Here is a 25,535-nt window from a genome sequence, read left to right as displayed (position 1 = left end):
TGCATGTCACCTTGTGGGTGCATACCGTAGCCCCTCGATCGGACATCATGTCCGGGAACCGAGAAACCCACGTCCTGAAGACGCCCGGGCCGCGCGAAAAGTTCCCGCGCGGCCCTCGAAAACCGTCAAATGCTCCGTCAGGAAGCCGCCCCAGCCGCCCCCGTCGTCCACTCGCTCCACGGCATGTTCCAGCCGTTGAGACCGTTGTCCGGCGCGACCTGCTTGTCGGGGGAGTTCTTGACGATGACGACATCCCCGACCATCGAGCTGTCGAAGAACCACTTGGCGGGCGTGTTCCCCTGCGCCCCCTGAACATCCTGCAGCCCCACGCACCCGTGGCTCGTACCCGTGCGACCGAAGGGCGGATTGCCCTTGTTGTACCAGTAGTTGCCGTGGATGAAGGTCCCGGAGGTCGTCAACCGCATCGCGTTCGGGACATCCTTGATGTCGTACGCGTTGGCCAGATTGACCGTACGGCTGTCCATCCGCGTCTCCCGCAGCTTCTCGGAGATCACCATCTGCCCGTTGTACGTGGTGAACTCCGGGCTGCCCGCCGAGATCGGGATGCTCTTGACGGTCTGCCCGTCCCGTACGACCGTCATGGTCTGCGTGTTGACGTCGACCGTGGACACCTGCGAGCGCCCGATCGTGAAGGTCACGGTCTTCTTCTGTACCCCGACCACGCCGTTGGCGCCCTTCACGCCGTCCAGGTCGATCTTCATCGTGACCTTGGAACCGGCCTTCCAGTACTCCTCGGGCCGGAAGTCGAGCCGCTGCGCCCCGAACCAGTGCCCGACCACCTGCTGCCCGCTGCTCGACGTGACCGTGATGTGCGACCGCACGGCGGCCTGGTCGCTGATGGGCTTGTCGAACGTGAACGACACCGGCATCCCCACCCCGACCGTCGTCCCGTTGTCCGGCGTGTACGTCCCGATGAAGCTGTTCGCCTTGGTGACCGTCGTGAAGGTCGAGTCGGCGCTGCTGGTACGACCGTCACCGTCCTTCGCGGTCGCCGCTATTCGGTACCGCGTCCCACGCTCCAACTGCTGCGCCGGCTGCCAGCTTCGCCCGTCCCCGGATATCGCGCCCGCCACGGCGGTTCCCGTCCCCGCGACGGTCATCCTCACGTCGGTCAGCGTGCCACCGCTGACCTTCACACCGGTCGTGTTGATCGACGCGCCCGCCGAACCGTTCTTCGCCGAGATGTCGATCCGCGCGCCCGACGTCGCGACGGAACCGCTGCCGCCCTTGCCCCCCTTGCCGTCGTCGTTTCCGCTGTTGCCACTGTTGCCACCACCGCACGCGGTGAGGGTCAGCGCGCCGACGATCAGGACGGCACAGGCCCCCAGTGCGCGCCGAGCTGTTGTGTCCGGCGTTGTCACGGGCTGCTCCAGGTTTGTGTGATCCGGGGTGTCCGGGCTTTTTCGGGTGATCCGCTCCGTTGCGTGAAGAAAGAGGGAAACACCGGCGGCGCGGGTTCCCAACCGACCGCCCTCGCACCCATCACGTGACAGAACCGCGACAATCCCAGCTCAACCAAGAAGAAACGGTGCCCAGTCACTGGCGCCGCCATCGTTTGCCCCCGGCCGACAGGGGCCGCCCGGTCAGCCTGAATTACCGAGAGCCCGCCGGGCTTCGTGCCACAGCAGCTCGAACTCCTCCGCAGAGATCTCGGCAGCCTGCGGCTGGTGCTGCCAGCCGTCCACGGGACCTTCGGCGAGAACGCCGTACTGCCGTTCATAGCGGCCCATCGCCGCGAGATCCGCATGATCACGCAAGTGCAGCACCTCGTCCAAGGAGGCCGCCGTCACCGGACGCGAGTCCTGCCCCCGGACCTCCACCTGCCGCACGGCCCAGCCCTCGTCATCGGCCTCGAAGTACAGCCACAGATCGTCGTCCTCGTAGTAGGCGCGGACCCAGGTCGTCATGCTGTCATCCTGAGCCAGGACCTCGACCGAAGCAGACAGGGGCACCCCCTCCCGCCCTCCCCTCCCTACCGCTCCCCGTACAACTCCCCGTAAGACGGCCACTGCCCGCCCGGTCCCGTCACCGGGCCCGCCGCGCGTACCGCACGGACGATCGCTCGGGTCACCAGGTCCGCGCCCGCCGCGAGGATCTCGTTCAGGGCGAGGGGATTGTTCTCGTCCAGTGGGCGCGCCCCTGTCGCCAGCGTGAACACCGTGTCCCCGTCGTTGAGCAGATGCACCGGCCGTACGGCACGTGCGATGCCGTCGTGCGCCGTGCCGGCCACCTTCTGGGCCTGCGCCTTCGACAGCGTCGCGTCGGTCGCGACCACCGCGAGCGTGGTGTTCAGCGGCGGCAGCGGGGCCTGCGCGGCGACCTCCGCCAGCCGCCGCCGCGCCGCCTCGTGCACACCGGCCGCCGGACAGTCGACCCGCCGCCCCTCGAACAACTCCCCGTACAACACCCCCGTCTCCGGATCCACCGAGGACCCCGCCGCGTTGGCCACCACCAGCGCCGCCACCGTGATCCCCGACCCGAGCACGGTGCTCGCGGTGCCGACACCGCCCTTGAGGTGCCCGACCACGGCCCCCGTACCCGCGCCCACACACCCCTCCGGCACGGGCGCGCCGGGCTCGCTCGAGGCCGCCGCCTCGACGGCCGCCCGACCGGTGGCCGCGTCCGGCCGGGCCCGGAAGTCGCCACCCCGGCCCAGGTCGAAGACACAGGCGGCGGGCACCACCGGCACCACGTGCCCGGGGTCGGGCCCCACCCGCACCCCGCGCCCCCGCTCCTCCAGCCAGGCCATCACCCCCGACGCCGAGTCCAGCCCGTACGCGCTGCCACCCGTCAGCACAACCGCCTCGACACCTCGTACGACGTTGCGCGGATCCAGGGCATCGGTCTCCTTGGTGCCGGGCCCCCCGCCCCGCACATCCACGGCGGCCACGGCTCCGCCCTCGGGTGCGAGCACGACCGTCGTCCCGGTGAGCCACCCGTCGCCGATACGCGTCTCGTGCCCCACGCGCAGGCCGGCCACATCTGTCAGAGCGTCAACTGTCATGACTCCCAGTGTTGTCCACAGTCCCCTTCCGACACTCCTCTCCTGTCAGACGCGCCCGGTGCTCCCACTCGCCGTCCGGGCGGTCAGTGTCACGCCGGCCGCCACCGCGAGCGCCGACACGAGGCCCGCCGCGAGCACCGCCCAGTCGCCCAGGAACGTGCACACGATCACCAGCAACGCCGCGGACGGCAGGACCAGTTGCTCGGCGATGCCCACCTTGAAGTAGCGCGAGTGCAGGGCCCAGACGGTGACGAGATAGAGCGCTGTCGGCAGGGTCACGGCGGCCGAAGCGGCGGACGCCGAGAGGTGCGCCTTGCCGATCGCCTGCTCGACCGCGACCTCCAGGCCGGCGCCGATCGCCGCGGCCGACGCGAAGATCAGATAGTGGCCGTAGCCCCACAGGAACGCCTGCCTGCTGGAGCGCAGCCGGCCGTGGATGGGGACCGCGAAGTAGATCCACCAGGCGGAGAACACGATCAGCAGCCCGCCCGCCGCGATCGGCAGCAGATCGGCCAGCGCGTCGTTCTCCTGGACGCCCGACTTCACGGCGACCGTCGCCGCCGCGATCGCCTCGCCCAGCACGATGATGGTGAACAGCCCGTACCGCTCGGAGATGTGGTGCGGGTGCCAGGAAGTGGTGAAGCTCCTCTCCGCGTAGACGGGCACCGCCAGTTCGACGAGCGCCATCACCAGGAACACCCAGGGGCGGCCGGCCTCCGGCAGGACCACCAGTCCCAGCCAGCCGGCCATGCACAGCAGCACCCCGCCGGCGTACCGCAGTGCCGTCGTCCGCTCGGCGCCCTCGGCCGCGCGGGCGGCCCGCAGCCACTGGGCGCCCATCGCCAGCCGCATGATCAGATAGCCGAGCCAGACCACCAGGAAGTCGTGGTCCTCGAAGGCCCGCGACACCCCGGCCGCCAGCACCAGGACGCCGGCGATCTGAACCAGCGTGACAACCCGGTAGAGCACGTCGTCGTTGTCGTACGCCGAGGCGAACCACGAAAAGTTCATCCAGGCCCACCAGATGGCGAAAAAGACCATCGCGTAGCTGAGGATGCCCTCGCCCGTGTGCCCCTCGGCGATCGCGTGCACCAACTGGACGCCCGCCTGGGCGACCGCCACGACGAAGCAGAGGTCGAAGAAGAGTTCCAGCGGCGAGGCGACCCGGTGCGACTCGCCGCGTCCACGCGCGGTCAGCCTGCGCAGGGGCGCACCGTGGCCGCCACCCGCCGAGGTGCCCGGTGCGTCGGGTGTTTCGGGTACGTCGGACACGGGTGAGGAACTGGACGTCATACGACCCAGCAGAGCAGATGAGCACCTGGCACGCAGGCGGAAGCCCGGCGCCGGAGCGTGATCGTGATCCGGCGGGCGCCGCCCGGCCCGAACAGGGCCCGGCGGGCGGCACGTACCCTGGAGCCATGAGCAGCCCCACCGCCCCCGAGCCGCGCGCCCCGAAGCCCGTGCTGATCTTCGACGACCCCCTGGACCAGCAGTCGTCGGACGACACGGACCGGGGATGGGGCGAGCGCCCGGCCGACGGCGGCGGCGACAGCGCGGCCGACCTGAAGCGCTTCCTCGACGAGAAGCCGCCCCACCACCTCTGACTGGCCCCTACCGCTCGGTGTGCCCGGAGCCCCGCTGGGCCACCAGGGCGTCGCGGATCTCCTTGAGGACCTCCAGTTCGCTCACCTCGATGACCTCCTGCGCGCCCTCCTTCGCCTTCTGGCGTGCGCTCACCCGGGCCAGGTACTTCGCCATCGGCAGGACCATCAGGAAGTAGACGACGGCCGCCGTGATCAGGAACGTGAGTGTGGCGCCCAGGACCGAGCCCCACAGGATCCGGATGCCGGTCGCGGTGTCGCCGGTTCCCGTGCAGGGGGCCTTGACGCACGAGCTGTAGTTGTCCAGGGCCTTGGTCCCGAACGCCCCCACCATGGGGTTGATGACGCCCTTCACCACCGAGTTGACGATGTTGGTGAACGCCGTACCGATGACTACCGCGACCGCCAGATCGACGACGTTGCCGCGCGTCAGGAAGGCCTTGAAGCCCTCCCAGACGCTCGGTTGCTTCTTCTCGCTCACCGCGGGGCCTCTTCTCGTGCACGCAGATAATGGAACAAACAGCTCCGCAACCTACGTCAACGCCCGGCAGGCGTGTCCAATTGGCCCACCCCAACGAGGTACTTGACGGCAGACGGTTCGAGACGATCACACGTCGGCTCACCACAGGGTCACCGCCAACCGTGCCGTCACACCCGCGCCGGCCAGCCGGGACGCCGTGGTGCGCGGCACCGACAGCACGACCAGCGCCCCGCCCTCGGCCGCGCTCTCCTGGGCGGTGGGGGCCTGCGGCACCTGCGTCACCCGGGCCCGGCGCGCGACCACGCGGGCGTCGGTGCCCGTCGGTGACTCCTCGGCGGCGATGACATCGACCCGGTCACCGGGCCGCAGCAGCCGCACGGTGGCCGCGTCGGCGATCCGTACCGGCGCCGTCACCATCTCGACGGTGGGCCGCGCCCGTACGGGATCCGCCACCGGGTGCCCCCGCACCCGTCCCACATCGGGCGGTGGACCCGCCGCCTGGCGTGGGCCGGCCGCGACGATCGCCGCCGCCGTGACGGCGAGGCCCAGCGTCAGCGCCCGCCTGCGGTGCCGTACCAGGCGCCGCAGTCGATACCGCCCTCCGCGCACCCGCACGGGAGCGAAGTGGGGCACCTCGCAGGGCGCGGGGACGAGCGGGACAGAACGTGCGGAAACGGGAGCCACGGAAGGCACGGGACGTACGCAGGACACGGGAACCACCACCTGTGACGAGGGAGCTGCTTGCGCTCCCACGATGAGGGTTTTCGGCGAATCCCGCTGAGGCCTGTGTGTTACTCACCGGTTGTGGACAACTCGCTCACCCGAACGGGGAGTTCCGCCCCCGCACATCCCGTATCGGACCTGGTCACGGCAGTTCGAAGCCCGGATCCATCCCGCCCAGCGCCTTCGTGCACAGGCAGTCCCGGGTCGCGCTCGCAGGCAGTGCGGCCACCGCGTCGGACAGCACGCCCCGCATCCGGTCCACGTTCGCCGCGAACACCTGGAGCACCTCGTCGTGCGAGACGCCCTCGCCGGTCTCCGCGCCCGCGTCGAGGTCGGTGACCAGGGCCAACGACGTGTAGCAGAGCTCCAGTTCACGGGCGAGCCCCGCCTCCGGATGGCCCGTCATACCCACCACCGACCAGCCCTGGGCCCGGTACCAGAGGGATTCGGCGCGGGTGGAGAAGCGCGGCCCCTCGATCACGGTCAGCGTGCCGCCGTCCACCGGCTCCCAGCCGCGTCCGCGTGCCGCCGCCAGGGCGGCCTTGCGGCCGACGGGGCAGTAGGGGTCGGCGAGGGACACGTGCACCACGTTGGGGACGGCGCCGCCGGGCAGCGGAATGCCGTCGAAGAAGGTCCCCACCCGGGACTTCGTACGGTCGACCTGCTGGTCCGGTACGAGCAGGGTGCCCGGGCCGTACTCCGGCCGAAGACCGCCCACGGCGCACGGTGCGAGCACCTGGCGGACGCCGACCGAGCGCAACGCCCACAGGTTGGCGCGGTAGTTGATGCGGTGCGGCGGCAGATGGTGGCCGCGCCCGTGGCGGGGCAGGAAGGCGACCCGGCGGCCCGCGACCTCGCCGAGGAACAGGGAGTCGCTGGGGGATCCGTACGGCGTGTCCACCTGTATCTCGGTGACGTCGTCGAGGAAGGAGTAGAAGCCGGAGCCGCCGATCACGCCGATCTCGGCGCCCGCGGGATTCGCCTGATTCACCATGCCCGCACCCTAGGACCTGCCGTCGGGCGCGTGGAAACGCCGAAGACCCCGTCGTCGTACGACGACAGGGTCATCTGGAGCGGGAGGCGGTGCCTACGCGGCCGAGCTGGTGCTCGACGAGCTGCTGGAGCCCGAGGAGGAGCTGCTGGACGACGAGGACGAACCGGACGACGAGGAGCTCGACGAGCTCGACGACGAGTCCGAGGACGACGACGTCGAAGAAGAGGCCGTCGACGGCTTCGACGCGGGCGCGCTGCTCGACGAGGAGCCGCGGCTGTCGTTGCGGTAGAAGCCGGAGCCCTTGAAGACGATGCCGACCGCGGAGAACACCTTCTTCAGGCGGCCATTGCAGGCGGGGCACTCGGTCAGGGCGTCGTCGGTGAACTTCTGCACCGCTTCAAGGCCCTCGCCGCACTCGGTGCACTGGTACTGGTAGGTCGGCACTGTGTCTTCCTCCTGGCACTCTCACTCGATGAGTGCTAACGACGGTCCAGTGTGACGTATTCCCGGGGATCAGTCCACTGTCACCGGCACGCGGTGATGGACGCCACGTGTCACGGTCCGGCTCACGGGGTGGGTCGTCGCCCCTGATGCGAGCCGTGACCGCAGGGCCAGGAGGGTCGCGAGGGCGAGCAACGTGCCCCCCATGGGCACCAGGAACCCGGCGCCGTCCCAGAGGCTGTCCTCCAGCCGGCCGGCGACGGTGACGGCCGCCGCCTGGCCGAGGGCGACCGAACCGGTCAGCCAGGTGAACGTCTCGGTGCGGGCGCCGGCCGGGACGAGACCGTCGACGAGGGTGTAGCCGGTGATCAGCGCGGGCGCGACGCACATGCCGACGAGGAGGCCGAGTCCGGCCAGCGTCAGCACGGACTGAGCCGTCCACAGGCCGGAGGCGGTGACCGCGAGGGCCGTGTACCCGACGACCAGGCGCCGTTGCGGGGCCATGCGCCAGGCGACGGCTCCGCAGACCAGGCCGGAGAGCATGTTGCCGGCGGCGAAGACCCCGTACAGGACGCCGTTGAGGCCGGGGTTGCCGGTGTACTCGCTGAACGCGGCCAGGGAGACCTGCATACCGCCGAAGACGGCGCCGATGCCCAGGAAGGCGACGATCAGGACGCGTACGCCGGGCACGCGCAGGGCGGAGACGTGCTCCACGCGCGCGTGCGGTCCGCCGAGCGGGCCGGCGGTGGCGACGGGCGGCTGGGTGCTCTTCTGCGCGGCGAACAGGAGGCCGCCGAGGAGGGTCAGCGCGGCCTCGGTGACCAGGCCGGCCGCCGGGTCGACGGCGGTGCACAGGGCGGTGGCGAGGAGGGGGCCGAAGACGAAGGTCAGCTCGTCCGTGACGGACTCGAAGGCGGCCGCCGTCGGCATCAGGGGCGAGTCCTGGAGCTTCGTCGCCCAGCGGGCGCGCACCATGGGCCCGATCTGGGGCGTGGAGGCGCCGGTGAGCACCGCCGCGGCGAAGAGGGTCCACAGGGGGGCGCCGGTGAGCGCCAGCGCCGTCAGGGTGAGGCCGGCCAGGGCGTGCAGGGTGACGCCGGGGACGAGGACCGCGCGCTGGCCGTGGCGGTCGGCGAGACGGCCCCCGTAGGGCGCGCACAGGGCCATGGAGACGCCGGTGACGGCGGCCACGGCGCCTGCGGTCCCGTAGGAGCCGGTGGTGTGCTGGACGAGCAGCACGATGGAGATGGTGAGCATCGCGAACGGCTGTCGCGCGGCGAAGCCGGGGAGCAGGAAATGCCAGGCGCCCGGGGTGTGCAGGAGGTTCCTGTACCCCGGACGATCACCCTGTTGGTCGGGAGTGACCCTGGATGAGGCAGCCCTGGCCTTTCCGCTGCCTGTTGACGTCCTCGCCTGCCGGGCAGACGATTTCGGTCCGTGCCGCTGGGCGACACGACCATGGGTTCCTGCTTCATAGGCCCCTGCCCCTCCCCGAGGGGAACTGGTCTTACATGGGCCTCCACCGGCGTCACTTTCCGCCCGTCCGGCGGTAGGCCCGACGGTCTCGCTGTCGGACACGCTGAACTTACCGGTGATGACTGGCTCCTGCGGACGCTTCGTGCGGGAAGGGACGCCATCTCATCCCGAGGAGTGGCGAACCGGTCGAATGTACGATAAGAAACACCCTCGAAACGAATCGGCGTCCCTCAGCGGCCTGCTCCATTGCCGCCCGTGCCCAGCCACTGCGCCAGCTTGCCGCCCTGTCCGACGGCCCTCAGCCGTCGTTCCGTGGCGTCGCGGACCGGGTCGGTGGTCACCACGAGGAGTTCGTCGCCGCGGTGCAGGATGGTCGTCGGCAGCGGAACGAACGATTTTTCATCGCGGACGACGAGGGTGACGGCGGCGCCCGGCGGCAGCCGCAGCTCGCCCACCTCGACGCCGTGCATCTTGGAGCCCTCTGGGATCGCGACCGACAGCAGATGCCCGCGCAGCCGCTCCAGGGGCGCGGACTCGATGCCGAGGTCGGCGGCCTCCGCGCCCTTGCCGAGGCGCAGTTCGCGGGCCAGCCAGGGGAGCGTCGGGCCCTGGACGAGGGTGTAGACGACGACCAGAACGAAGACGATGTTGAAGACCCGACGGCTGTCCTCGACGCCGCTCACCATGGGGATCGTCGCCAGGATGATGGGCACCGCGCCGCGCAGCCCGGCCCAGGACAGCAGGGTCTGCTCCTGCCACGGGACCCGGAACGGCGTCAGGCTGACGATCACGCTGAGCGGGCGCGCGACCATGGTCAGGGCGAGGCCTATGACGAGCGCGGGCCAGATGTCGTCGCCCATCTCGTGCGGGGTGACCTGGAGGCCGAGCAGCACGAACATGCCGATCTGGGCGATCCAGCCGAGGCCGTCGGCGAAGCCACGGGTGGCCGGCCAGTGCGGCAGCTTGGCGTTGCCGAGGACCACGGCGGCCAGGTAGACCGCGAGGAAACCGCTGCCGTGGGCCAGGGCGCCGGCGGCGTAGGCGGTGACCGCGATCGCCATCACGGCGATGGGGTAGAGGCCGGAGGCGGGCAGGGCCACGTGCCGCAGGCCCCAGGCGCCGAGCCAGCCGACCGCGATGCCTATGGCCGCGCCTATGGCCAGTTCCAGGAGGATGACGCCCAGTAGCTTGTACCAGTGCTCGACCGGGCCCGCGGTGGACAGCGAGACGACCAGGATGACCACCGGTGCGTCGTTGAAGCCCGACTCGGCCTCCAGGGTGCCCGTCACGCGCGCGGGGAGGGGGATTTTCCGCAGGACGGAGAACACCGCCGCCGCGTCCGTCGAGGACACCACCGCGCCGATGATGAACGCCTGCCGCCACTCCAGCCCGACCAGGTAGTGCGCGGCCGTCGCGGTGACCCCCACGCTCACCGCGACCCCCACCAGCGCCAGCGTGGAGGCGGCGGGGAGGACGGGTTTGATCTCCTTCCACTTCGTGCCGAGTCCGCCCTCGGCCAGGATCACGACCAGGGCCGCGTACCCGATGACCTGGGTCAGTTCGGCGTTGTCGAAGTGGATGTCGCCGATGCCGTCCTGGCCCATGGCGATGCCGATCCCCAGGTAGACGAGCAGGCTGGGGAGCCCGCTGCGCGAGGAGATCCGAACCGCTGCCACAGCGACGAGGAGGACGAGCGAGCAGACGAGCAGGAGCTGGTTGAGGTGGTGGACAGTCAGCGGGCCGTTCCCTTCCTGGGCCCGGGCGCGGCACGCGCGCGGGTCACGTACATCGGACACGAAGTGAGGCCACCGCGTACCCAAGTACTTTGTTACCTTACCTAACTCTTGACGATTTCTTGACGCTTCCAGAGGCATGATCGAACGCCCGTCCGTTCGCGTACCCGACTCCGCGTCAAGTCGCGTCGGGCCCTGCGCCTATGGTTGCTCCAGCACTCCAGTACCGCCTGCCGCTCGCGTTAGGACAGCAAGGACAGCGATGCCCCCCACCACCACCAGCTCTTCCGGACACAAGCCGGGCAAGTCCGGCAGGAAGAAGGGGCGCAGAGCCCGACTGTTCGTAATCGTCCTGGTTCTGGCGATCATCGGCGGCTTCGCCTACGGCGCGTACTGGTCCGTCAGTACCGTCCGGGCCTCCTTCCCGCAGACCAAGGGCTCGATCTCCCTCCAGGGCCTGTCGGGGCCCGTCGACGTCAAGCGCGACAGCTACGGGATCCCGCAGATCTACGCGTCCTCCGACGAGGACCTGTTCATGGCGCAGGGCTACGTCCAGGCGCAGGACCGGTTCTACGAGATGGACGTACGCCGTCACATGACGTCGGGCCGGCTCTCCGAGATGTTCGGGAAGGGGCAGGTCGACAACGACGAGTTCCTGCGCACCCTGGGCTGGGACCGGGTGGCCAAGGAGGAGTACGACAAGACCCTGTCGCCCGCCACGAAGAAGTACCTGCAGGCCTACGCCAAGGGGGTCAACGCCTACCTCGACGGCAAGGACGGCGCGGACATCTCCCTGGAGTACGCGGCCCTCGGGTTCGAGAACGACTACAAGCCGCAGGCGTGGACCCCGGTCGACTCGATCGCGTGGCTGAAGGCGATGGCCTGGGACCTGCGCGGCAACATGCAGGACGAGATCGACCGCTCCCTGCTGACCAGCCGCCTCGGCCCGAAGCAGATCGCCGACCTGTACCCGGAGTACCCGTACAGCCGGAACAAGCCGATCGTCCAGGAAGGCGCCTACGACGCCGCGACGCAGACCTTCGTGCAGGGCGGCAGCGCCGCGAGCACGCAGTCGGCGTCCTCGGGTGCGTCCGGAACCTCGGCGGCCGACTCCGCGGCCTACCAGAGCCAGCTGGAGGGCCTCTACCGGGTCCTGGACGACGTCCCGACGGCCGTCGGGGTGAACGGCAACGGCATCGGCTCCAACTCCTGGGTGGTCGCGGGCGCCCACACCATCACCGGCAAGCCGCTGCTGGCCAACGACCCGCACCTGTCGCCGTCGCTGCCGTCGGTCTGGTACCAGATGGGCCTGCACTGCCGCAGCGTCTCCGCCAAGTGCCAGTACGACGTCTCCGGTTACACCTTCGCGGGCATGCCCGGTGTGATCATCGGCCACAACGGCAGCATCGCCTGGGGCATGACCAACTCGGGCGCCGACGTCACCGACCTCTACCTGGAGAAGCTCTCCGGCGACGGTTACCTGGTCGACGGCAAAACCAAGCCGTTCGTCACGCGCGAGGAGACCATCAAGGTCGCGGGCGGCGCGTCCAAGACGATCGTCGTCCGCGAGACCGACAACGGGCCCCTGCTGTCCGACCGTGACGACGAGCTCGTCAAGGTCGGCAAGAAGGCCACCGTCGACGCCGCGGCCCCCGACCGGGGCGACGGCTACGGCATCGCGCTGCGCTGGACCGCGCTCGTGCCCGGCACCTCCATGGACGCCGTCTTCCTGATCGACAAGGCGTCGAACTGGACCGAGTTCCGCAAGGGCGCGGCCTCCTTCGACGTGCCCTCGCAGAACCTCGTCTACGCGGACACCACGGGCAACATCGGCTACCAGCTGCCGGGACGCATCCCCACGCGCGTGGCGGGCGACGACGGCTCGGTCCCGATGCCCGGCTGGGACTCGAAGTACCGCTGGACCGGCTATCTCAAGCAGTCCGAACTGCCCTTTGAGTTCAATCCCAGGCGCGGCTACATCGTGACGGCCAACCAGGCCGTCGTCGACCAGGCCAAGTACCCCTACACGCTCACCAAGGACTGGGGCTACGGCACCCGCAGCCAGCGCATCGCCGACCTGATCACCTCGAAGATCAAGGGCGGCGGCAAGATCTCCACCGACGACATGCGCCAGATGCAGCTGGACAACAGCAGCGAGATCGCCAAGCTGCTGGTGCCCAAGCTGCTGGCGATCGACGTCGACGACAAGTACGTCCGTGAGGCGCAGAAACTCCTCGTGGGCTGGGACTACACCCAGGACCCCGACTCCGCCGCGGCGGCCTACTTCAACTCGGTCTGGCGCAACATCCTCAAGCTCGCCTTCGGCAACAAGCTGCCCAAGGAGGTGCGGGTCAAGGGCCAGTGCCTGTACGTCAAGCCGGTCAACACCACCGGCCCCGCCGACGCGGACCAGCCGGTGCTCGAGTGCGGTCAGCGGGACGCGGACCAGGCGCAGCCGGACGGCGGCGACCGCTGGTTCGAGGTGGTCCGAAAGATCATCAACGACGAGAACAACGACTGGTGGAGCACGCCGAAGACCCGCACCGAGAAGGCCGCGACCAACCGCGACCAGCTGTTCGCGCGTGCCATGACCGACGCCCGCTGGGAGCTGACCGCCAAGCTCGGCAAGGACATCGACACCTGGAGCTGGGGCAGGCTGCACCGCCTGTTCCTGAAGAACCAGACCCTGGGCACCGAGGGCCCCGGCTTCGTGCAGTACATCCTCAACCGCGGCCCCTGGAAGCTCGGCGGCGGCGAGGCCACCGTCAACGCGACCGGCTGGAACGCGGCAGGCGGCTACGGCGTCGTCTGGGTGCCGTCGATGCGGATGGTGGTCAACCTCGGCGACCTCGACAAGTCGAAGTGGATCAACCTGACGGGAGCCTCCGGGCACGCCTTCAGCGACCACTACACCGACCAGACGAGCGACTGGGTCAAGGGCGAACTGCTGGACTGGTCCTTCACGGACAAGGCGGTCGACGACAGCACGAGCGACACGCTGGTCCTGAAGCCGTCATGAGCCCGCGGTAGTCCCCGAGTCCCAGACCGGCCCTCCACGCACGCGTGGAGGGCCGGTTCCGCTTCAGGGGCGGGTACGGAACCTGCGTACCCCCGACGGGGTGACCACCGCGTGCACCGGCCGGTCGTGCGGCTCGGCGGGGACCCGGGGGACCACCTCGGAGTCGTACAGCAGCACCACCAGGGCCGGATCGGCGCCCGCGCGCTCCAGGCGGGCCAGCACCCGGTCGTAGGAGCCGCCGCCGCGCCCCATCCGCAGCCCGCGGTCGTCCACGGCGAGGCCGGGCAGCAGGACCGCGTCTGCGCTCGTCACGGCGTCCGCGCCGAGGCGTTCGCCGGCCGGCTCCAGCAGGGCCATCCGCCCGCCGTGCCGCACCTCCACGAGGGAGCCCTCCCCGGCGTACGTGCCCCAGTCGAGGTCGTTGTCCGGGAGGAGGACCGGCAGCAGCACCCGCACCCCGCGCGCGTGGAGGGCGTCCAGGAGTGTGCGGGTGCCGGGTTCGGTACCGACGGAGACGTACGCGGCCACCGTGCGCGCGTGCGCGAGTTCGGGCAGGTCGAGTGCGCGGGCGGCCAGTGCCGTCGCCGCCTCCTGGACGTCGGCGGCCGTCAATCCGCCTCGCACCGCGAGGAAGTCGCGCCGCAATGTCCGCTTGTCCGGCTCTGCCCCCATGGCTCTCCCACTATCGTTTCCGGTGCTCTCATGTGCTTCATATGCCGATATGAGTGCCAGTTGATCCAAGCCACAGAATCAGCCCAAAGGCACCGGTTAAGGTTGCCCGCATGACTGAGTCGCACCCCAGGATCAGCAAGGCTGTCATCCCCGCAGCAGGCCTCGGCACCCGGTTCCTGCCGGCCACCAAGGCCACTCCCAAGGAGATGCTGCCGGTCGTCGACAAGCCGGCGATCCAGTACGTGGTCGAGGAGGCCGTGTCCGCCGGCCTCGACGACGTCCTCATGATCACAGGACGCAACAAGCGTCCCCTCGAGGACCACTTCGACCGCAACTACGAGCTGGAGTCGGCTCTTCAGAAGAAGGGCGACGCCGCGCGACTCGCCAAGGTCCAGGAGTCCAGCGACCTCGCGACCATGCACTACGTCCGCCAGGGCGACCCCAAGGGCCTCGGGCACGCCGTCCTGTGCGCCGCCCCGCACGTCGGCCACGAACCCTTCGCCGTCCTCCTCGGCGACGACCTCATCGACCCCCGCGACCCCCTCCTCAAGCGCATGGTCGAGGTCCAGGAACAGCACGGCGGCAGTGTGATCGCCCTCATGGAGGTCGCCCCCGAGCAGATCCACATGTACGGCTGCGCGGCCGTCGAGACCACCGACGACGGCGACGTCGTCAAGGTGACCGGCCTGGTCGAGAAGCCGGAGGCCGCCGACGCCCCGTCCAACTACGCGATCATCGGCCGCTACGTCCTCGACCCGCACATCTTCGGCATACTCCGCCAGACCGAGCCCGGCCGCGGCGGCGAGATCCAGCTCACCGACGCCCTCCAGCAGCTCGCCCAGGACGAAAAGGTCGGCGGCCCCGTGCACGGCGTCGTCTTCAAGGGCCGCCGCTATGACACCGGGGACCGTGGCGACTACCTGCGTGCCATTGTCAGACTCGCATGCGAACGTGAAGACCTGGGCCCGGACTTCCGGACCTGGCTTCGCAGTTACGTAGCCGAGGAGATGTAGCAACGTTGACCAGCGCCGCGCCCCGCACCACCGGCCAGGACCACCTGTGGTCGGTGGACGAACACCTGGAGGACATCCTCGCGACCGTCCGCCCCCTCGAACCCATCGAGCTGCAACTCCTCGACGCCCAGGGCTGCGTCCTGGTCGAGGACGTCACGGTGCAGGTCTCCCTGCCGCCGTTCGACAACAGCTCCATGGACGGGTACGCGGTCCGGGTCGCGGACGTCGCGGGCGCGAGCGAGGAGTACCCGGCCGCCCTCACGGTCATCGGCGACGTCGCGGCCGGCCAGGACGGACTGCTCCACGTGGGCCCCGGCCAGGCCGCCCGCATCATGACCGGCGCCCCCCTGCCGCCCGGAGCCGAGACCGTCGTCCCCGTGGAATGGACCGACGGGGGCCTCGGTGAGGGACCCGTCACCGGGATGCGCGCCCGCAGCACCGACCCCGACGGCGCCCAGGGCCAGGTACGCGTGCACCGCCCCGCACCGGCACGCGCGCACGTGCGCGCCCAGGGCAGCGACGTCCGCTCCGGCGACCGCGCCCTCGCCGAGGGCACGATCCTCGGCCCGCCGCAGATCGCCCTGCTCGCCGCGATCGGCCGCGGCACCGTACGCGTGCGCCCGCGCCCGCGCGTGGTCGTCATGTCCACCGGCAGCGAGCTGATCCAGCCCGACGAGAAGCTCGGCAACGGCCAGATCTACGACTCCAACAGCTTCGCCCTCACCGCCGCCGCCCGCGACGCCGGAGCGATCGCCTACCGTGTGGGCGCGGTCGCCGACGACGCCGAGACCCTCCGCTCCACCATCGAGGACCAGCTCGTCCGCGCCGACCTCGTCGTCACCACCGGCGGCGTCAGCGTGGGCGCCTACGACGTCGTCAAAGAAGCCCTCTCGCACGTCTCCGACGAGGACGAACCCGGCGCCGGCGTCGACTTCCGCAAGCTCGCCATGCAGCCCGGCAAACCCCAGGGCTTCGGCACCGTCGGCCCCGACCACACCCCGCTGCTCGCCCTGCCGGGCAACCCGGTGTCGTCGTACGTCTCCTTCGAACTGTTCGTGCGCCCCGCGATCCGTGCCCTGATGGGTCTCACCGACATCCACCGGCCCACGACCAGAGCGGTCCTGGACACGGACAAGGCGCTGACCTCGCCTTCCGGGCGCCGCCAGTTCCTGCGCGCCAAGTACGCCGACGGCCGGGTGAGGCCCGTCGGCGGCGCCGGATCCCATCTGATCGCGGCTCTCGCCCACGCCGACGCGCTGATCGTCGTACCCGAGGCGCAGGAGTCCGTGGAGCCCGGGGCCGAGGTCGAGGTCGTCCTGCTGGGCTGAGCGGCGGGCGGGGGCGGCTGAAGGGCGTGCGTGGGGAGTACCGTGTCGCGCACAACAGGCCCGACCGGGAGCGCCGCAGCACATGAGCACGCAGGACGAACGACTGACGCACATCGACGAGACGGGCGCCGCCCGCATGGTCGACGTGTCCGGCAAGGACGTGACCGCCCGCACCGCCCGCGCCAGCGGCCGGGTCCTCGTCTCGCCCCGCGTGATCGAACTGCTGCGCGGTGAGGGCGTCCCCAAGGGAGACGCCCTGGCCACCGCGCGGATCGCGGGCATCATGGGCGCCAAGCGCACCCCGGACCTCATCCCACTCTGCCACCCGTTGTCGGTGTCGGGTGTGAAACTGGACCTGTCGGTCGCGGACGACGCCGTCGAGATCCTGGCCACCGTGAAGACGACGGACCGCACGGGCGTCGAGATGGAGGCCCTCACGGCGGTCTCGGTCGCCGCGCTCACCGTGATCGACATGGTCAAGGCGGTCGACAAGGGAGCGGTCATCACGGACGTACGGGTGGAGGAGAAGACCGGCGGCAAGTCGGGCACCTGGAGCAGATCATGACACCGACGCTGCCTGACGGGTTCGGGGGCCCGCTGCTCGCGCCCTACGCCGCCATGGTCGTGACCGCGTCCAACCGCGCGGCGGCGGGCGTCTACGAGGACAAGGGCGGCCCCCTGCTCGCGGCGGGCCTGGAGAAGTTCGGCTTCGCCGTCGACGGCCCGTGGGTCGTGCCCGACGGCGACCCGGTGGAAAGCGCCCTGCGGGCCGGTGTCGAGGCCGGGTACGACGTCATCCTCACCACCGGCGGCACGGGCATCTCGCCCACCGACCGCACCCCGGAGGCCACCCGCGCGGTGCTCGACCAGGAGGTCCCGGGCATCGCCGAGGCGATCAGGGCGTTCGGCCGGGACAAGGTGCCCACGTCGGCGCTGTCGCGCGGGCTCGCCGGAGTCGCGAAGGGCACGCTGATCGTCAATCTGCCGGGCTCCACCGGCGGGGTGAAGGACGGACTGGCCGTCCTGGAGCCCCTGTTGAAGCACGCAGTCGACCAGATCCGGGGCGGCGATCACTCCAGACCCGGCAAGACCAGCGGGGGTGCGAGCTGAACAGCCCGTCCTGGCCCGTGGAGCTGGTGGAAGGCGATGTCGTCCTCCGGCCCGTCAGGCTGCGCGACCAGCGCACCTGGCGCGAGATCAACCGGCGCAACCGGGACTGGCTGCGCCCCTGGGAGGCGACGATCCCGCCGCCGACGCCCAGCGGCCCGATCGCCCACCGGCCGACCTACCGCCAGATGGTCCGCCATCTGCGCGCTGAGGCGAACGCGGGCCGGATGCTGCCGTTCGCCATCGAGTACCAGGGGCAACTGGTCGGGCAGTTGACGGTCGCCGGCATCACCTGGGGCTCGATGTGCTCGGGCCATGTCGGCTACTGGGTGGACGAGGCCGTCGCCGGTCGCGGTGTGATGCCCACGGCGGTCGCACTGGCGGTCGACCACTGCTTCCGTACGGTCGGACTGCACCGCATCGAAGTCTGCATTCGCCCCGAGAACGGGCCGAGTCGCCGGGTCGTGGAGAAACTCGGATTCCGTGACGAGGGCCTCAGACCCCGCTATCTCCACATCGACGGGGCCTGGCGCGACCATCTCGTCTTCGCGCTCACCGCGGAAGAGGTGCCGGAGGGGTTGCTGAGCCGCTGGCAGCGGGCACGATCCCAGAGGACGCCGCGGAATCCAGCGTAAATTGAATAAGTGTTCGAAAGTAATCGAGAGGGGCGGTTGTCGATCGACTTGGGGGGCCAAATGGGCGCCCTCGATGACCCGCTGATCGCATCGATCACAAAAAAAGCTCGAAATATCAGCCAGATCGTGCGACACACCGGCTCAATTGGCAGATGGCCTCACGCAAACCCCTCTACCGTGTGAGGCGTGAGCAGCAGCGGCCTCATCTACGCAGTCATTGTCGGGGCCTGGGCCGCCTACTTGGTGCCGATGTGGCTCCGTAGGCAGGACGAGCTGAACGAGGCTCGTCCGACGGAACGCTTCAGCACCGCCATCCGGCTCCTGTCCGGACGGGCGGGCATGGAGCGCCGGTACGCCAAGGACCTGCGGGCGCGCTCCACCGACGAGGAGGAGCACAGCGCCGTGGACCCGGAGGGTGTCACCGACTCGGTGGACGTCCGGGCCTTCGCCATGCCCCCGACCCGTCCCCAGGCAAAGGCCCAGGTACAGGCACAGGCCCAGCAGGAGCAGTCGTCGGCGCCGGCGCAGGAACAGCCGAGGGCACCCAAGCGCGAGCAGCAGCAGGCGCAGGCCCACGCGTCGGCTCCGGCGAGGGAACGGCGGCGCGAGCGCGTACCGGCGGCTCGCCGTAGCGCGGGCACCTCGGCGGAAGCCGCCGCGCGCGCCCGGCGCTCGAAGGTGCTCGCGCGCCGACGGCGTACGACCGTCATGCTCTTCTTCGCCTTCACGCTCGGCGCGATCGTCGCGGCGGTCGGCGGCCTCGCCCTGCTCTGGGCCCCCGCCGTCCCGGCGATCATGCTGAGCGGATACATCGCCTATCTGCGTACGCAGGAACGGCGCCGTTTCGCCTACCAGATGGACCGGCGCCAGGCCGAGCTCGCCGCCCAGCGACTGCGTGAACGCCAGCCCCGGCGGCGGCCGTCCACCGACCCCGGCGCCGAGGAGCAGGACGAGCACCCGGAGCCGGAGACCGACCCCGGCCTGTCCGCGCTCGCCGCCGACCGGCGTGCGCTCGTCGAGCAGACCGATCACGCCGAGTGGGTCGACCAGCAGCGCGAACGCCAGCGCCGCCCCGGCCACGGCGACAGCTGGGACCCGGTCCCGGTGCCACTGCCGACGTACGTGACCGCACCGGTCGCCCCCCGGGCAACCTCCGAGGTGGACCTCGGCGCACCGGACGCCTGGAGTTCGGCGCGGTCCAGCACGGTGGGCCGCGAGTCGGAGTCGCCGGCGGACGAGTCGACGGTGACCGAGGACAAGACGGAAGCGGAGCCGGCCCTGTCCTCGGGACCGCAGTCCGACACCGACGCCGACACCGACGGGGAGGACTCGGACGGCCGCACCGACGCCCGCCGCGCGGCCTCCGCCCGCCGGGCCCGCGAACGGGGCCGCACCCCGCTGTTCGACCAGTACGAGGACGGCGAGCGGCCCCGGGCGGCCAACGAGTAGCGAGCGGCACACGGTTGCGCCGGGGGCTCCGGGGCTGTTCCCGGCCGCCGTCCGGCCAGGTGAGGGCGCGTGCGGCGACCTCGCCCGACCGACGCGGAACGGATTTCCGAGCACCCGGATCGGGATGCTAGAGTTTCACTCGTTGCAAGGGCCTGTGGCGCAGTCTGGTAGCGCACCTCGTTCGCATCGAGGGGGTCTGGGGTTCAAATCCCCACAGGTCCACCGCAAGGCCGTTCACGAGTTAGCTCGTAGACGGTTCACGAAATCCCGTCCGATCATTTTGATCGGGCGGGATTTCGTCGTTTCAGGGCTTGTTGGGAGGTCTGGGTGCGCACGTCGGGGCGGTCTGTCGGCCGTCGTACGGCTGCCTGTCTGCGTGTGGGCATGAGTGTGCACGCCGGACCGTGGGGCGATCGGCGTGCGTGGATGAGCCGGGATTGTCGTACGGGCCTGGTGTCAGCTGGGGCGTGGTGGCGGATGGCGCCCGGGGCCGTCGGCCGGCGCTGCGGTGGCCGGGGTGCTGAGTGGAGGCAGGGGGCCGGTGGCGTCGTAGTCGGCGTCGGTGAGTTCGTCGGGCCCGGCGTGTTCGGTGAGCCAGGTCTCCAGGATTCTCAGGTTGGCGACGGTGAGCATGACGGCGAGGAGGAATGCCTGGGCGACTTGCCCGTGAGCGGGCCGGTGCTTGGGGTTGCCGATGTCGAGCGTTCCGCTCTTGAGGCGGCCGTTGGCCCCTTCGTTGTGGCTGCGGATGGGCCTGTAGGCGTTCAGCCAGGACGTGTGGAGGTAGTGGACGTCCTGGCGGTACTTGGCCAGACGCCAGTCGGCGGCCTCGGAGTCAGCGGGCACGGTGAAGGAGCCACCCACGCACGCCGGAGGCAGGGCATCCGCTGGCGGCGGCGCGAGGCGTTCGGCGTCGGGGTTGTGGATCGTCGGCCGGGCTGCCGCGTGGGCGGTGCGCAGCTGGGGGGCGTCGAGGTTGATCACCCGGGCGGGCATCGTGGTGTGGGCCTGGGGGTGCAGGCGGTCGTGGCGGGCGCAGTTGACCGACGGGCAGGGGCCGCTGGCGGGGCACATGGCACGGATCGCCCCGTGGGCGTCGGGGCCCTGCTTGAGTTTGAAGTGGTACGGCTCGCGGGCCTTGATCTTCTCGCGGAGTTGTTCGCCGGGGGCGCGGACGGTGTTGTCGTCGGCGCCGGTGGTGGCGTGGATGTTCACTAAAGTGCTGTGTGGGCCGTGACTGGCGCTGAGGTGGAGCACCACCGGGGAGCGGTCTGACGAATCGGTCGATGCCGTGCGCCTGGGCGAGTGGTCAACGACGCCTGGAGGCGACCATGTCCCCGACACAGACGGCCCAGCTCATGAACGGCACTGGGCTCGCCCGGCGCATCATCGAGGAGACCACCGCCCGAGCGGCGCAGATCTCACGGCACACCGGCGTGGCGCCGTGCCTGGCGACCGTGCTGGTGGGCGAGGACCCAGCGTCCGTGACGTACGTCCGCATGAAGCAGGCGCGCTGCGCGAAGGCCGGCATCACCTCCCGGCATGTCCCTCTGCCCGCCACCACCACGACCGCCGAACTGGTCGGCACACTCACCGCCTTGTCCCAGGACCCCGGCGTGCACGGCATCCTGCTGCAGCACCCCGCCGGTGAGCACATCGACGAACGCGCGGCCTTCGAGGCCATCGCCCCGGAAAAGGACGTCGACGGCGTCACGATGCACTCCTTCGCCGCGATGAGCTTCGGGCTGCCCGGCTTCGTGTCGTGCACGCCCGGCGGGATCATGCGGCTGCTGGACGAGTACGACGTCGACCCCGCAGGCCGGCACGCCGTCGTGATCGGCCGCAGCGCCATCCTCGGCAAACCGGTCGGAATGCTCCTGCTCGCCAAGGACGCCACGGTGACCTACTGCCACTCCCGTACCGCCGACCTGTCCGCGATGGTCCGGGAAGCCGACATCGTGATCGCGGCCGTGGGGAAGCCCCGGCTGATCTGCGGAGAAGACATCAAACCCGGCGCGGTGGTGATCGACGCCGGATACAACCCGGGCAACATCGGCGACGTCGACTTCGACACCGCCCGCACCCGCGCCCGCCTGATCACCCCGGTTCCCGGCGGGGTCGGGCCAATGACCATCGCCATCCTGCTGGCACAGACCGCCGACGCCGCCGCGAGGCAACTCGGAGTCCCAGGGCGCTGACGGCAATCCGTGTTTTACCTGCGGCGCGGCCATGAGGCATCGGCGTCAGCGCTCGGATACCTCTGCCAGCTCCGCGTGGCGCTCCACAGGTGCGTGGAGTTCTCCAGAACGAGCAGGTCCACAGGTCCAGGGGCGATCCTGACGCCGTTCGTCGCCAAGTGGACGAAGCGGGACGCAAGATCGTGGCCCGTCCCAAGCCCTGGTAAAGTCCGCTCACTTGTGCGAGGGCTGGGGAGCCCTCCGGGGGAGGGAACTTCACGTGGGCAGACACGCCCTGAGACGGGGCGGGCCGACCGCGCTCGTCTCCGCGTTCACGGTCGCCGTCGCGGCCGGCACCATTACCCTGTTCGCCGCGACGCCCGACGGCGGCGGCGCGGCGCAGGCCGCAACGGTGGCCGGAACAGCCGCCACCACCAAGATCGTCCTGGACGATCCCAGCCTGAACTTCCCCCGCACCGAGCGCCTGCTCTCGGCGGGCGAGACCGGTTTCCTGCACCGGCAGAGCGAAGTCGAGGGGCTGTTGTGGACGAATTACGCGGACGGCACGACCGTCACCGTGCGGGGACCCGGCGGGGTCTTCGAGCCGAACGACCGCTCCGGTTGCGACGAGATCGACGAAGCGTGCCCTTCGGGCTTCTTCGCGCAAGGCGGGGACATCGTGGCGTTGCAGCCCCGCGAGCGCGACGAATACCCTGTGCTGTGGAGGCCTGACGGCAGCCCGCTCCAGACTGTCGACCTGTCGGGCGACTACATCGGCACCTACGGGTCGACAGTGGTCTCGGCCCACGAGAACAGCGTCCTGGATGACGGCTCCGTCGTGGAGGGCTCCTGGCTGGAGCTGATCGACTTCGTCGACGGCGAGCAGCGCGACCGTACGGTGACCGGCTTCCCGACGGAGGGGTACGGGGGCTACGCGCCCAAGACGACCGGTGACCGGACGGGCGCGCTGCTCGCCTACACCAGCCTTGGGGCTGACGGTGTCCGCACGCCCAGCATCGGTTATCTCGACTTCGCCACCGCCGCGTTCACCGTGGCCTTCACCGGCACGGACCGCTACCCGGAGGTCGTACTCACCGAGGACCGCGTCGGCTGGTACACGCCCGGCTCCGGCCTGCATCTGAAGCCGCGCGCCGACCTCACCGCCGAGGAGACCGTCCCGGTCGCCGGGAATCCCGGCAACGACGAGGACATCTACACCCCCGTGCCCGTTCTCGTCGGGAACTGGCTGGTGCTGACGGACCCCAACGGCGGCAGCACCGCCGTCTCCCTGGCCGACGGCTCCAGCCGCATTCTGCTGAACGACACCTACGGCAACCCACTGGCGGTCCCCGACGGCTCCGCCCTGGTCACCGGCGGTACGGGCGCCGCCGACTGGTGGGTCCGCCGGATCACCGAAGGCGCGGACGGCGCCCCGCGGTTGACGAAGCTGTACAAGGTCGCCCCGTACGAGAACTCCAAGAGCGGGATCGCCCTCAGCCGGGGCCACCTGCGCGTCGCGGAGAACACCTCGGGCGACGACGCGACATCCGTCCGCACCCTCACCACGAACAACGGCACCACGCTGACCGCGTCCGCCGCCAAGAGCGGGCAGAGGGTCAACCCCGTCTGCCCGTATGCGGGCACCGGCTGCTCCATCATGTGGGGCAACGACGGCGAGGAGCCCGAGGACGTCTACCTCCAGCGGGTCAGCGGCGGCAAGGAACGCCTGGTGTCCATCAACGAGGAATGGGGCAACAGCTCACTGGCGTTCGGCACCGGGGGCGGCGCCATCGTCGACGTCTCCGACAACTACGCCGTCTACAACTCCGGCGGCACCACGCCCGCCCAGTACGTCGGTGAGTTCGGCCGGGGCCAGAAGCTGAAGCGCACGATTCGCGCCGCCGCCCTGGCCGGCTCCACCCTCTGGAGCGCCACCGGCACCTCCGGCCAGCTCACCTCGTACAGCCTCACGGCGGACAAGACCCTCGCCACGGTCACCGTGCCGGGCCTCCGCTGCGTGCCGGGCGAGCTCCAGGCGGCGGGCCGCTGGGTGTACTGGGCCTGCGGTACGGCCTCGGCGGGCGTGTACGACACCAAGTCCCGCAAGTCGACCGCCGTCAGGCCCGGTGACGTGCTCCTCGGGGACGGGTTCACCGTCCGCCACGACCACACCACCGACGCGCTGGTCCTCACCGACACGTCCACCGGCACCACCCGGGTCCTCGCCTCCGGCATTCCGGACACCGGTCTGGCGGCCGACCGCCGTTACCGCTGGACGGTCGACGAGTACACGGGCCTGGTTGCCTGGTTCGACGCGTACGAGCAGACGCGCGTCACCACCACCGGCGTCGCCCCGTCCACCCCGACCGCGTTCGCCAACATGATCGACGACACCCTCGTGGATGTACCCACCGCGACGGCCCACCCCTGGCGGGGTTCCTGGCTGCTCTCCCGCCCGGTCACCTCCTGGTCCCTCACCTTCACCTCGGAACAGAGCACCGCGACCGGCCGGGTCACCCGTACGTTCACCGGCGGCGCGATCCGTGCCTGGCTGTCGGCGAGCTGGAACGGGCGTGCGGCGAACGGGAGTTACTTCCCCAACGGCGACTACACCTGGACACTGAGGGCGACGGGCCTCGGCACCGCCGCCCCGGTCACGGTGGCCACCGGTACGGGCTCCGCCGAGCGCGGTTCGGCGGTACGCCACGACTTCACCGACATCGAGGGTCCGGACGGCCTCGGTGACCTGCTCACCCTCAGCGGCTCGGGCGCCCTGGCCTTCCACGACGGCAACGGAAAGGGCGGGATCAGCCGCGACAACGGCGAGAACACCGGCACCGGCTGGCCCACCTCGATCAGGCCGGTCCCGTTCGGCGACCTGAGCGGCGACCGCTGCAACGACGTACTCGTGCGCATGGCCAACGGGGCGCTGCGCCTGTACAAGCCGCGCTGCGGCTACCCGGTCACGCCGAGTACCTCGTACACCACCCTCGCCACCACCGGCTGGACCCAGCACGACATCCTCACCTCCCCCGGCGACGTCTCCGGCGACGGCCGCCCCGACCTGATCGCCCGCAAGGCGTCCACCGGGTCCGTCTACCTCTACAAGGGCACCAGCGCCGGCAAGCTCTCCGCGCCGGTCAGGCTGTACGCCGACTGGCGGGGCTACAAGAAGGTCGTCGGCGCCGGTGACCTCGACGGCGACGGCATCGGCGACCTGCTCGCCCAGGACAAGGCCAACAACCTGTACCGGTTCAGCGGCACGGGCAGGGGCACCTTCAAAGCCCGTACGAAGCTGTTCGGTTCCTGGGGAGCCTCGTACAACGCCGTCGTCGGCGTCGGCGACCTCAACAGCGACGGCCGGTCCGACCTCGTCGCCCGCGACACCGCGGGCAACCTGTACCGCCAGAGCGGGGACGGGAAGGGGGCGTTCGGGGCGCCTACGAAGGTCGGGAGCGGCTGGGGGTCGTACAAATCCCTCTCCTGACCGGCCGGGGCCGTTCACGAGTTGGCTCGTAGGCGGTTCACGAAGTCCCGTCCGATCACTTCGATCGGACGGGACTTCGTCGTTTCTGGGCTTGAATGCCAGAGGGCGGACAGGGCGGTCGATTTCGCTGCCCTGTCCCGCGGCTCACGGGGCTGTCAGCGCCGGTCTGTTGCT

Annotated in this window: 22 protein-coding genes, 1 tRNA gene and 1 riboswitch; of the genes, 11 read left to right on the top strand and 12 right to left on the bottom strand. The window is 70.4% G+C overall.

Annotated elements, in window-relative coordinates; all coding sequences use genetic code 11:
- Positions 1-137: 137 nt before the first annotated feature.
- From ABZ855_RS44430 to ABZ855_RS44415, 4 genes are all read right to left on the bottom strand, one after another.
- Positions 138-1,382 (bottom strand): Ig-like domain-containing protein, encoded by a 1,245-nt coding sequence (locus ABZ855_RS44430; RefSeq protein ID WP_360818430.1) that lies wholly within the window; start codon positions 1,380-1,382, stop codon positions 138-140.
- A gap of 222 nt (positions 1,383-1,604) precedes the next feature.
- The gene (locus ABZ855_RS44425) at positions 1,605-1,928 is read right to left on the bottom strand and encodes a hypothetical protein (RefSeq protein WP_360818427.1); all 324 of its coding nucleotides are present in this window, start codon (positions 1,926-1,928) and stop codon (positions 1,605-1,607) included.
- 65 nt (positions 1,929-1,993) lie between these two features.
- Positions 1,994-3,025, bottom strand: coding sequence for a P1 family peptidase (locus tag ABZ855_RS44420; RefSeq protein WP_360818424.1), 1,032 nt, complete (start codon positions 3,023-3,025; stop codon positions 1,994-1,996).
- A gap of 45 nt (positions 3,026-3,070) precedes the next feature.
- The gene (locus tag ABZ855_RS44415) at positions 3,071-4,318 is read right to left on the bottom strand and encodes a low temperature requirement protein A (RefSeq protein ID WP_360818421.1); all 1,248 of its coding nucleotides are present in this window, start codon (positions 4,316-4,318) and stop codon (positions 3,071-3,073) included.
- A 125-nt stretch (positions 4,319-4,443) separates the two neighbouring features.
- On the opposite strand from ABZ855_RS44415, the gene ABZ855_RS44410 reads away from it, so the two are divergent.
- Positions 4,444-4,629 carry a hypothetical protein gene (locus ABZ855_RS44410; RefSeq protein ID WP_360818418.1) on the top strand — a complete coding sequence of 62 codons (186 nt, stop codon included), beginning with the start codon at positions 4,444-4,446 and terminating at the stop codon, positions 4,627-4,629.
- Between the two features lie 7 nt (positions 4,630-4,636).
- On the opposite strand, the gene ABZ855_RS44405 is transcribed toward ABZ855_RS44410, so the two are convergent.
- From ABZ855_RS44405 to ABZ855_RS44380, 6 genes are all read right to left on the bottom strand, one after another.
- Positions 4,637-5,107, bottom strand: a complete 471-nt coding sequence (locus tag ABZ855_RS44405) for an MscL family protein (RefSeq protein ID WP_360818415.1) — start codon at positions 5,105-5,107, stop codon at positions 4,637-4,639.
- A 138-nt stretch (positions 5,108-5,245) separates the two neighbouring features.
- Positions 5,246-5,791: an RcpC/CpaB family pilus assembly protein gene (locus tag ABZ855_RS44400; RefSeq protein ID WP_360818412.1), complete on the bottom strand. Its 546-nt coding sequence runs from the start codon at positions 5,789-5,791 to the stop codon at positions 5,246-5,248.
- Positions 5,792-5,972: 181 nt separating this feature from the next.
- Complete coding sequence (locus tag ABZ855_RS44395; RefSeq protein ID WP_360818409.1) at positions 5,973-6,824, bottom strand: S-methyl-5'-thioadenosine phosphorylase; 852 nt, start codon at positions 6,822-6,824, stop codon at positions 5,973-5,975.
- 93 nt (positions 6,825-6,917) lie between these two features.
- A complete protein-coding gene (locus ABZ855_RS44390; RefSeq protein WP_360818405.1) occupies positions 6,918-7,268 on the bottom strand; it encodes an FmdB family zinc ribbon protein in 351 nt (116 codons plus the stop codon).
- Positions 7,269-7,337: 69 nt separating this feature from the next.
- Complete coding sequence (locus tag ABZ855_RS44385; RefSeq protein ID WP_360818458.1) at positions 7,338-8,585, bottom strand: MFS transporter; 1,248 nt, start codon at positions 8,583-8,585, stop codon at positions 7,338-7,340.
- Between the two features lie 386 nt (positions 8,586-8,971).
- Positions 8,972-10,537 (bottom strand): potassium/proton antiporter, encoded by a 1,566-nt coding sequence (locus ABZ855_RS44380; protein WP_360818402.1) that lies wholly within the window; start codon positions 10,535-10,537, stop codon positions 8,972-8,974.
- A gap of 199 nt (positions 10,538-10,736) precedes the next feature.
- Here ABZ855_RS44380 and ABZ855_RS44375 point away from each other — a divergent pair, with 199 nt between their 5' ends.
- Positions 10,737-13,493, top strand: a complete 2,757-nt coding sequence (locus ABZ855_RS44375; protein WP_360818399.1) for a penicillin acylase family protein — start codon at positions 10,737-10,739, stop codon at positions 13,491-13,493.
- A gap of 63 nt (positions 13,494-13,556) precedes the next feature.
- Here ABZ855_RS44375 and ABZ855_RS44370 read toward each other — a convergent pair whose 3' ends face one another.
- Complete coding sequence (locus ABZ855_RS44370) at positions 13,557-14,165, bottom strand: 5-formyltetrahydrofolate cyclo-ligase (RefSeq protein WP_360818396.1); 609 nt, start codon at positions 14,163-14,165, stop codon at positions 13,557-13,559.
- Positions 14,166-14,275: 110 nt separating this feature from the next.
- Between ABZ855_RS44370 and galU the strand changes: the two genes are divergently transcribed.
- From galU to ABZ855_RS44335, 7 genes are all read left to right on the top strand, one after another.
- Positions 14,276-15,178 (top strand): UTP--glucose-1-phosphate uridylyltransferase GalU, encoded by a 903-nt coding sequence (gene galU / locus ABZ855_RS44365; protein ID WP_360818394.1) that lies wholly within the window; start codon positions 14,276-14,278, stop codon positions 15,176-15,178.
- A 5-nt stretch (positions 15,179-15,183) separates the two neighbouring features.
- Positions 15,184-16,506 carry a gephyrin-like molybdotransferase Glp gene (gene glp / locus ABZ855_RS44360; protein WP_360818391.1) on the top strand — a complete coding sequence of 441 codons (1,323 nt, stop codon included), beginning with the start codon at positions 15,184-15,186 and terminating at the stop codon, positions 16,504-16,506.
- Between the two features lie 82 nt (positions 16,507-16,588).
- Positions 16,589-17,071: a cyclic pyranopterin monophosphate synthase MoaC gene (moaC, locus tag ABZ855_RS44355; protein WP_319209269.1), complete on the top strand. Its 483-nt coding sequence runs from the start codon at positions 16,589-16,591 to the stop codon at positions 17,069-17,071.
- Entirely contained in the window at positions 17,068-17,616 is a 549-nt protein-coding gene (locus tag ABZ855_RS44350; RefSeq protein ID WP_360818387.1) for a MogA/MoaB family molybdenum cofactor biosynthesis protein, read from the top strand. The genes moaC and ABZ855_RS44350 overlap by 4 nt, the downstream gene beginning before the upstream one ends.
- A 26-nt stretch (positions 17,617-17,642) precedes the next feature.
- Positions 17,643-18,248 carry a GNAT family protein gene (locus ABZ855_RS44345; RefSeq protein ID WP_319209359.1) on the top strand — a complete coding sequence of 202 codons (606 nt, stop codon included), beginning with the start codon at positions 17,643-17,645 and terminating at the stop codon, positions 18,246-18,248.
- Between the two features lie 186 nt (positions 18,249-18,434).
- Positions 18,435-19,697: a gephyrin-like molybdotransferase receptor GlpR gene (gene glpR, locus ABZ855_RS44340; protein WP_360818384.1), complete on the top strand. Its 1,263-nt coding sequence runs from the start codon at positions 18,435-18,437 to the stop codon at positions 19,695-19,697.
- A 148-nt stretch (positions 19,698-19,845) separates the two neighbouring features.
- A tRNA-Ala gene (locus ABZ855_RS44335) sits at positions 19,846-19,919 on the top strand.
- Positions 19,920-20,153: 234 nt separating this feature from the next.
- On the opposite strand, the gene ABZ855_RS44330 is transcribed toward ABZ855_RS44335, so the two are convergent.
- Positions 20,154-20,912, bottom strand: a complete 759-nt coding sequence (locus tag ABZ855_RS44330) for a hypothetical protein (RefSeq protein ID WP_360818381.1) — start codon at positions 20,910-20,912, stop codon at positions 20,154-20,156.
- 8 nt (positions 20,913-20,920) lie between these two features.
- Positions 20,921-21,007: riboswitch (ZMP/ZTP riboswitch) on the top strand.
- A gap of 21 nt (positions 21,008-21,028) precedes the next feature.
- Between ABZ855_RS44330 and ABZ855_RS44325 the strand changes: the two genes are divergently transcribed.
- Together ABZ855_RS44325 and ABZ855_RS44320 are read left to right on the top strand one after the other, a co-directional pair.
- Entirely contained in the window at positions 21,029-21,895 is an 867-nt protein-coding gene (locus ABZ855_RS44325; protein ID WP_360818378.1) for a tetrahydrofolate dehydrogenase/cyclohydrolase catalytic domain-containing protein, read from the top strand.
- A 259-nt stretch (positions 21,896-22,154) separates the two neighbouring features.
- Positions 22,155-25,361 carry a VCBS repeat-containing protein gene (locus ABZ855_RS44320; protein WP_360818375.1) on the top strand — a complete coding sequence of 1,069 codons (3,207 nt, stop codon included), beginning with the start codon at positions 22,155-22,157 and terminating at the stop codon, positions 25,359-25,361.
- Positions 25,362-25,535 lie beyond the last annotated feature (174 nt).

It is taken from the genome of Streptomyces sp. NPDC047042 (assembly GCF_040644035.1).
GTDB lineage: Bacteria > Actinomycetota > Actinomycetes > Streptomycetales > Streptomycetaceae > Streptomyces.
Note: the sequence above shows the minus strand (reverse complement) of the source record. Positions and strands in the feature narration are given on the sequence as shown.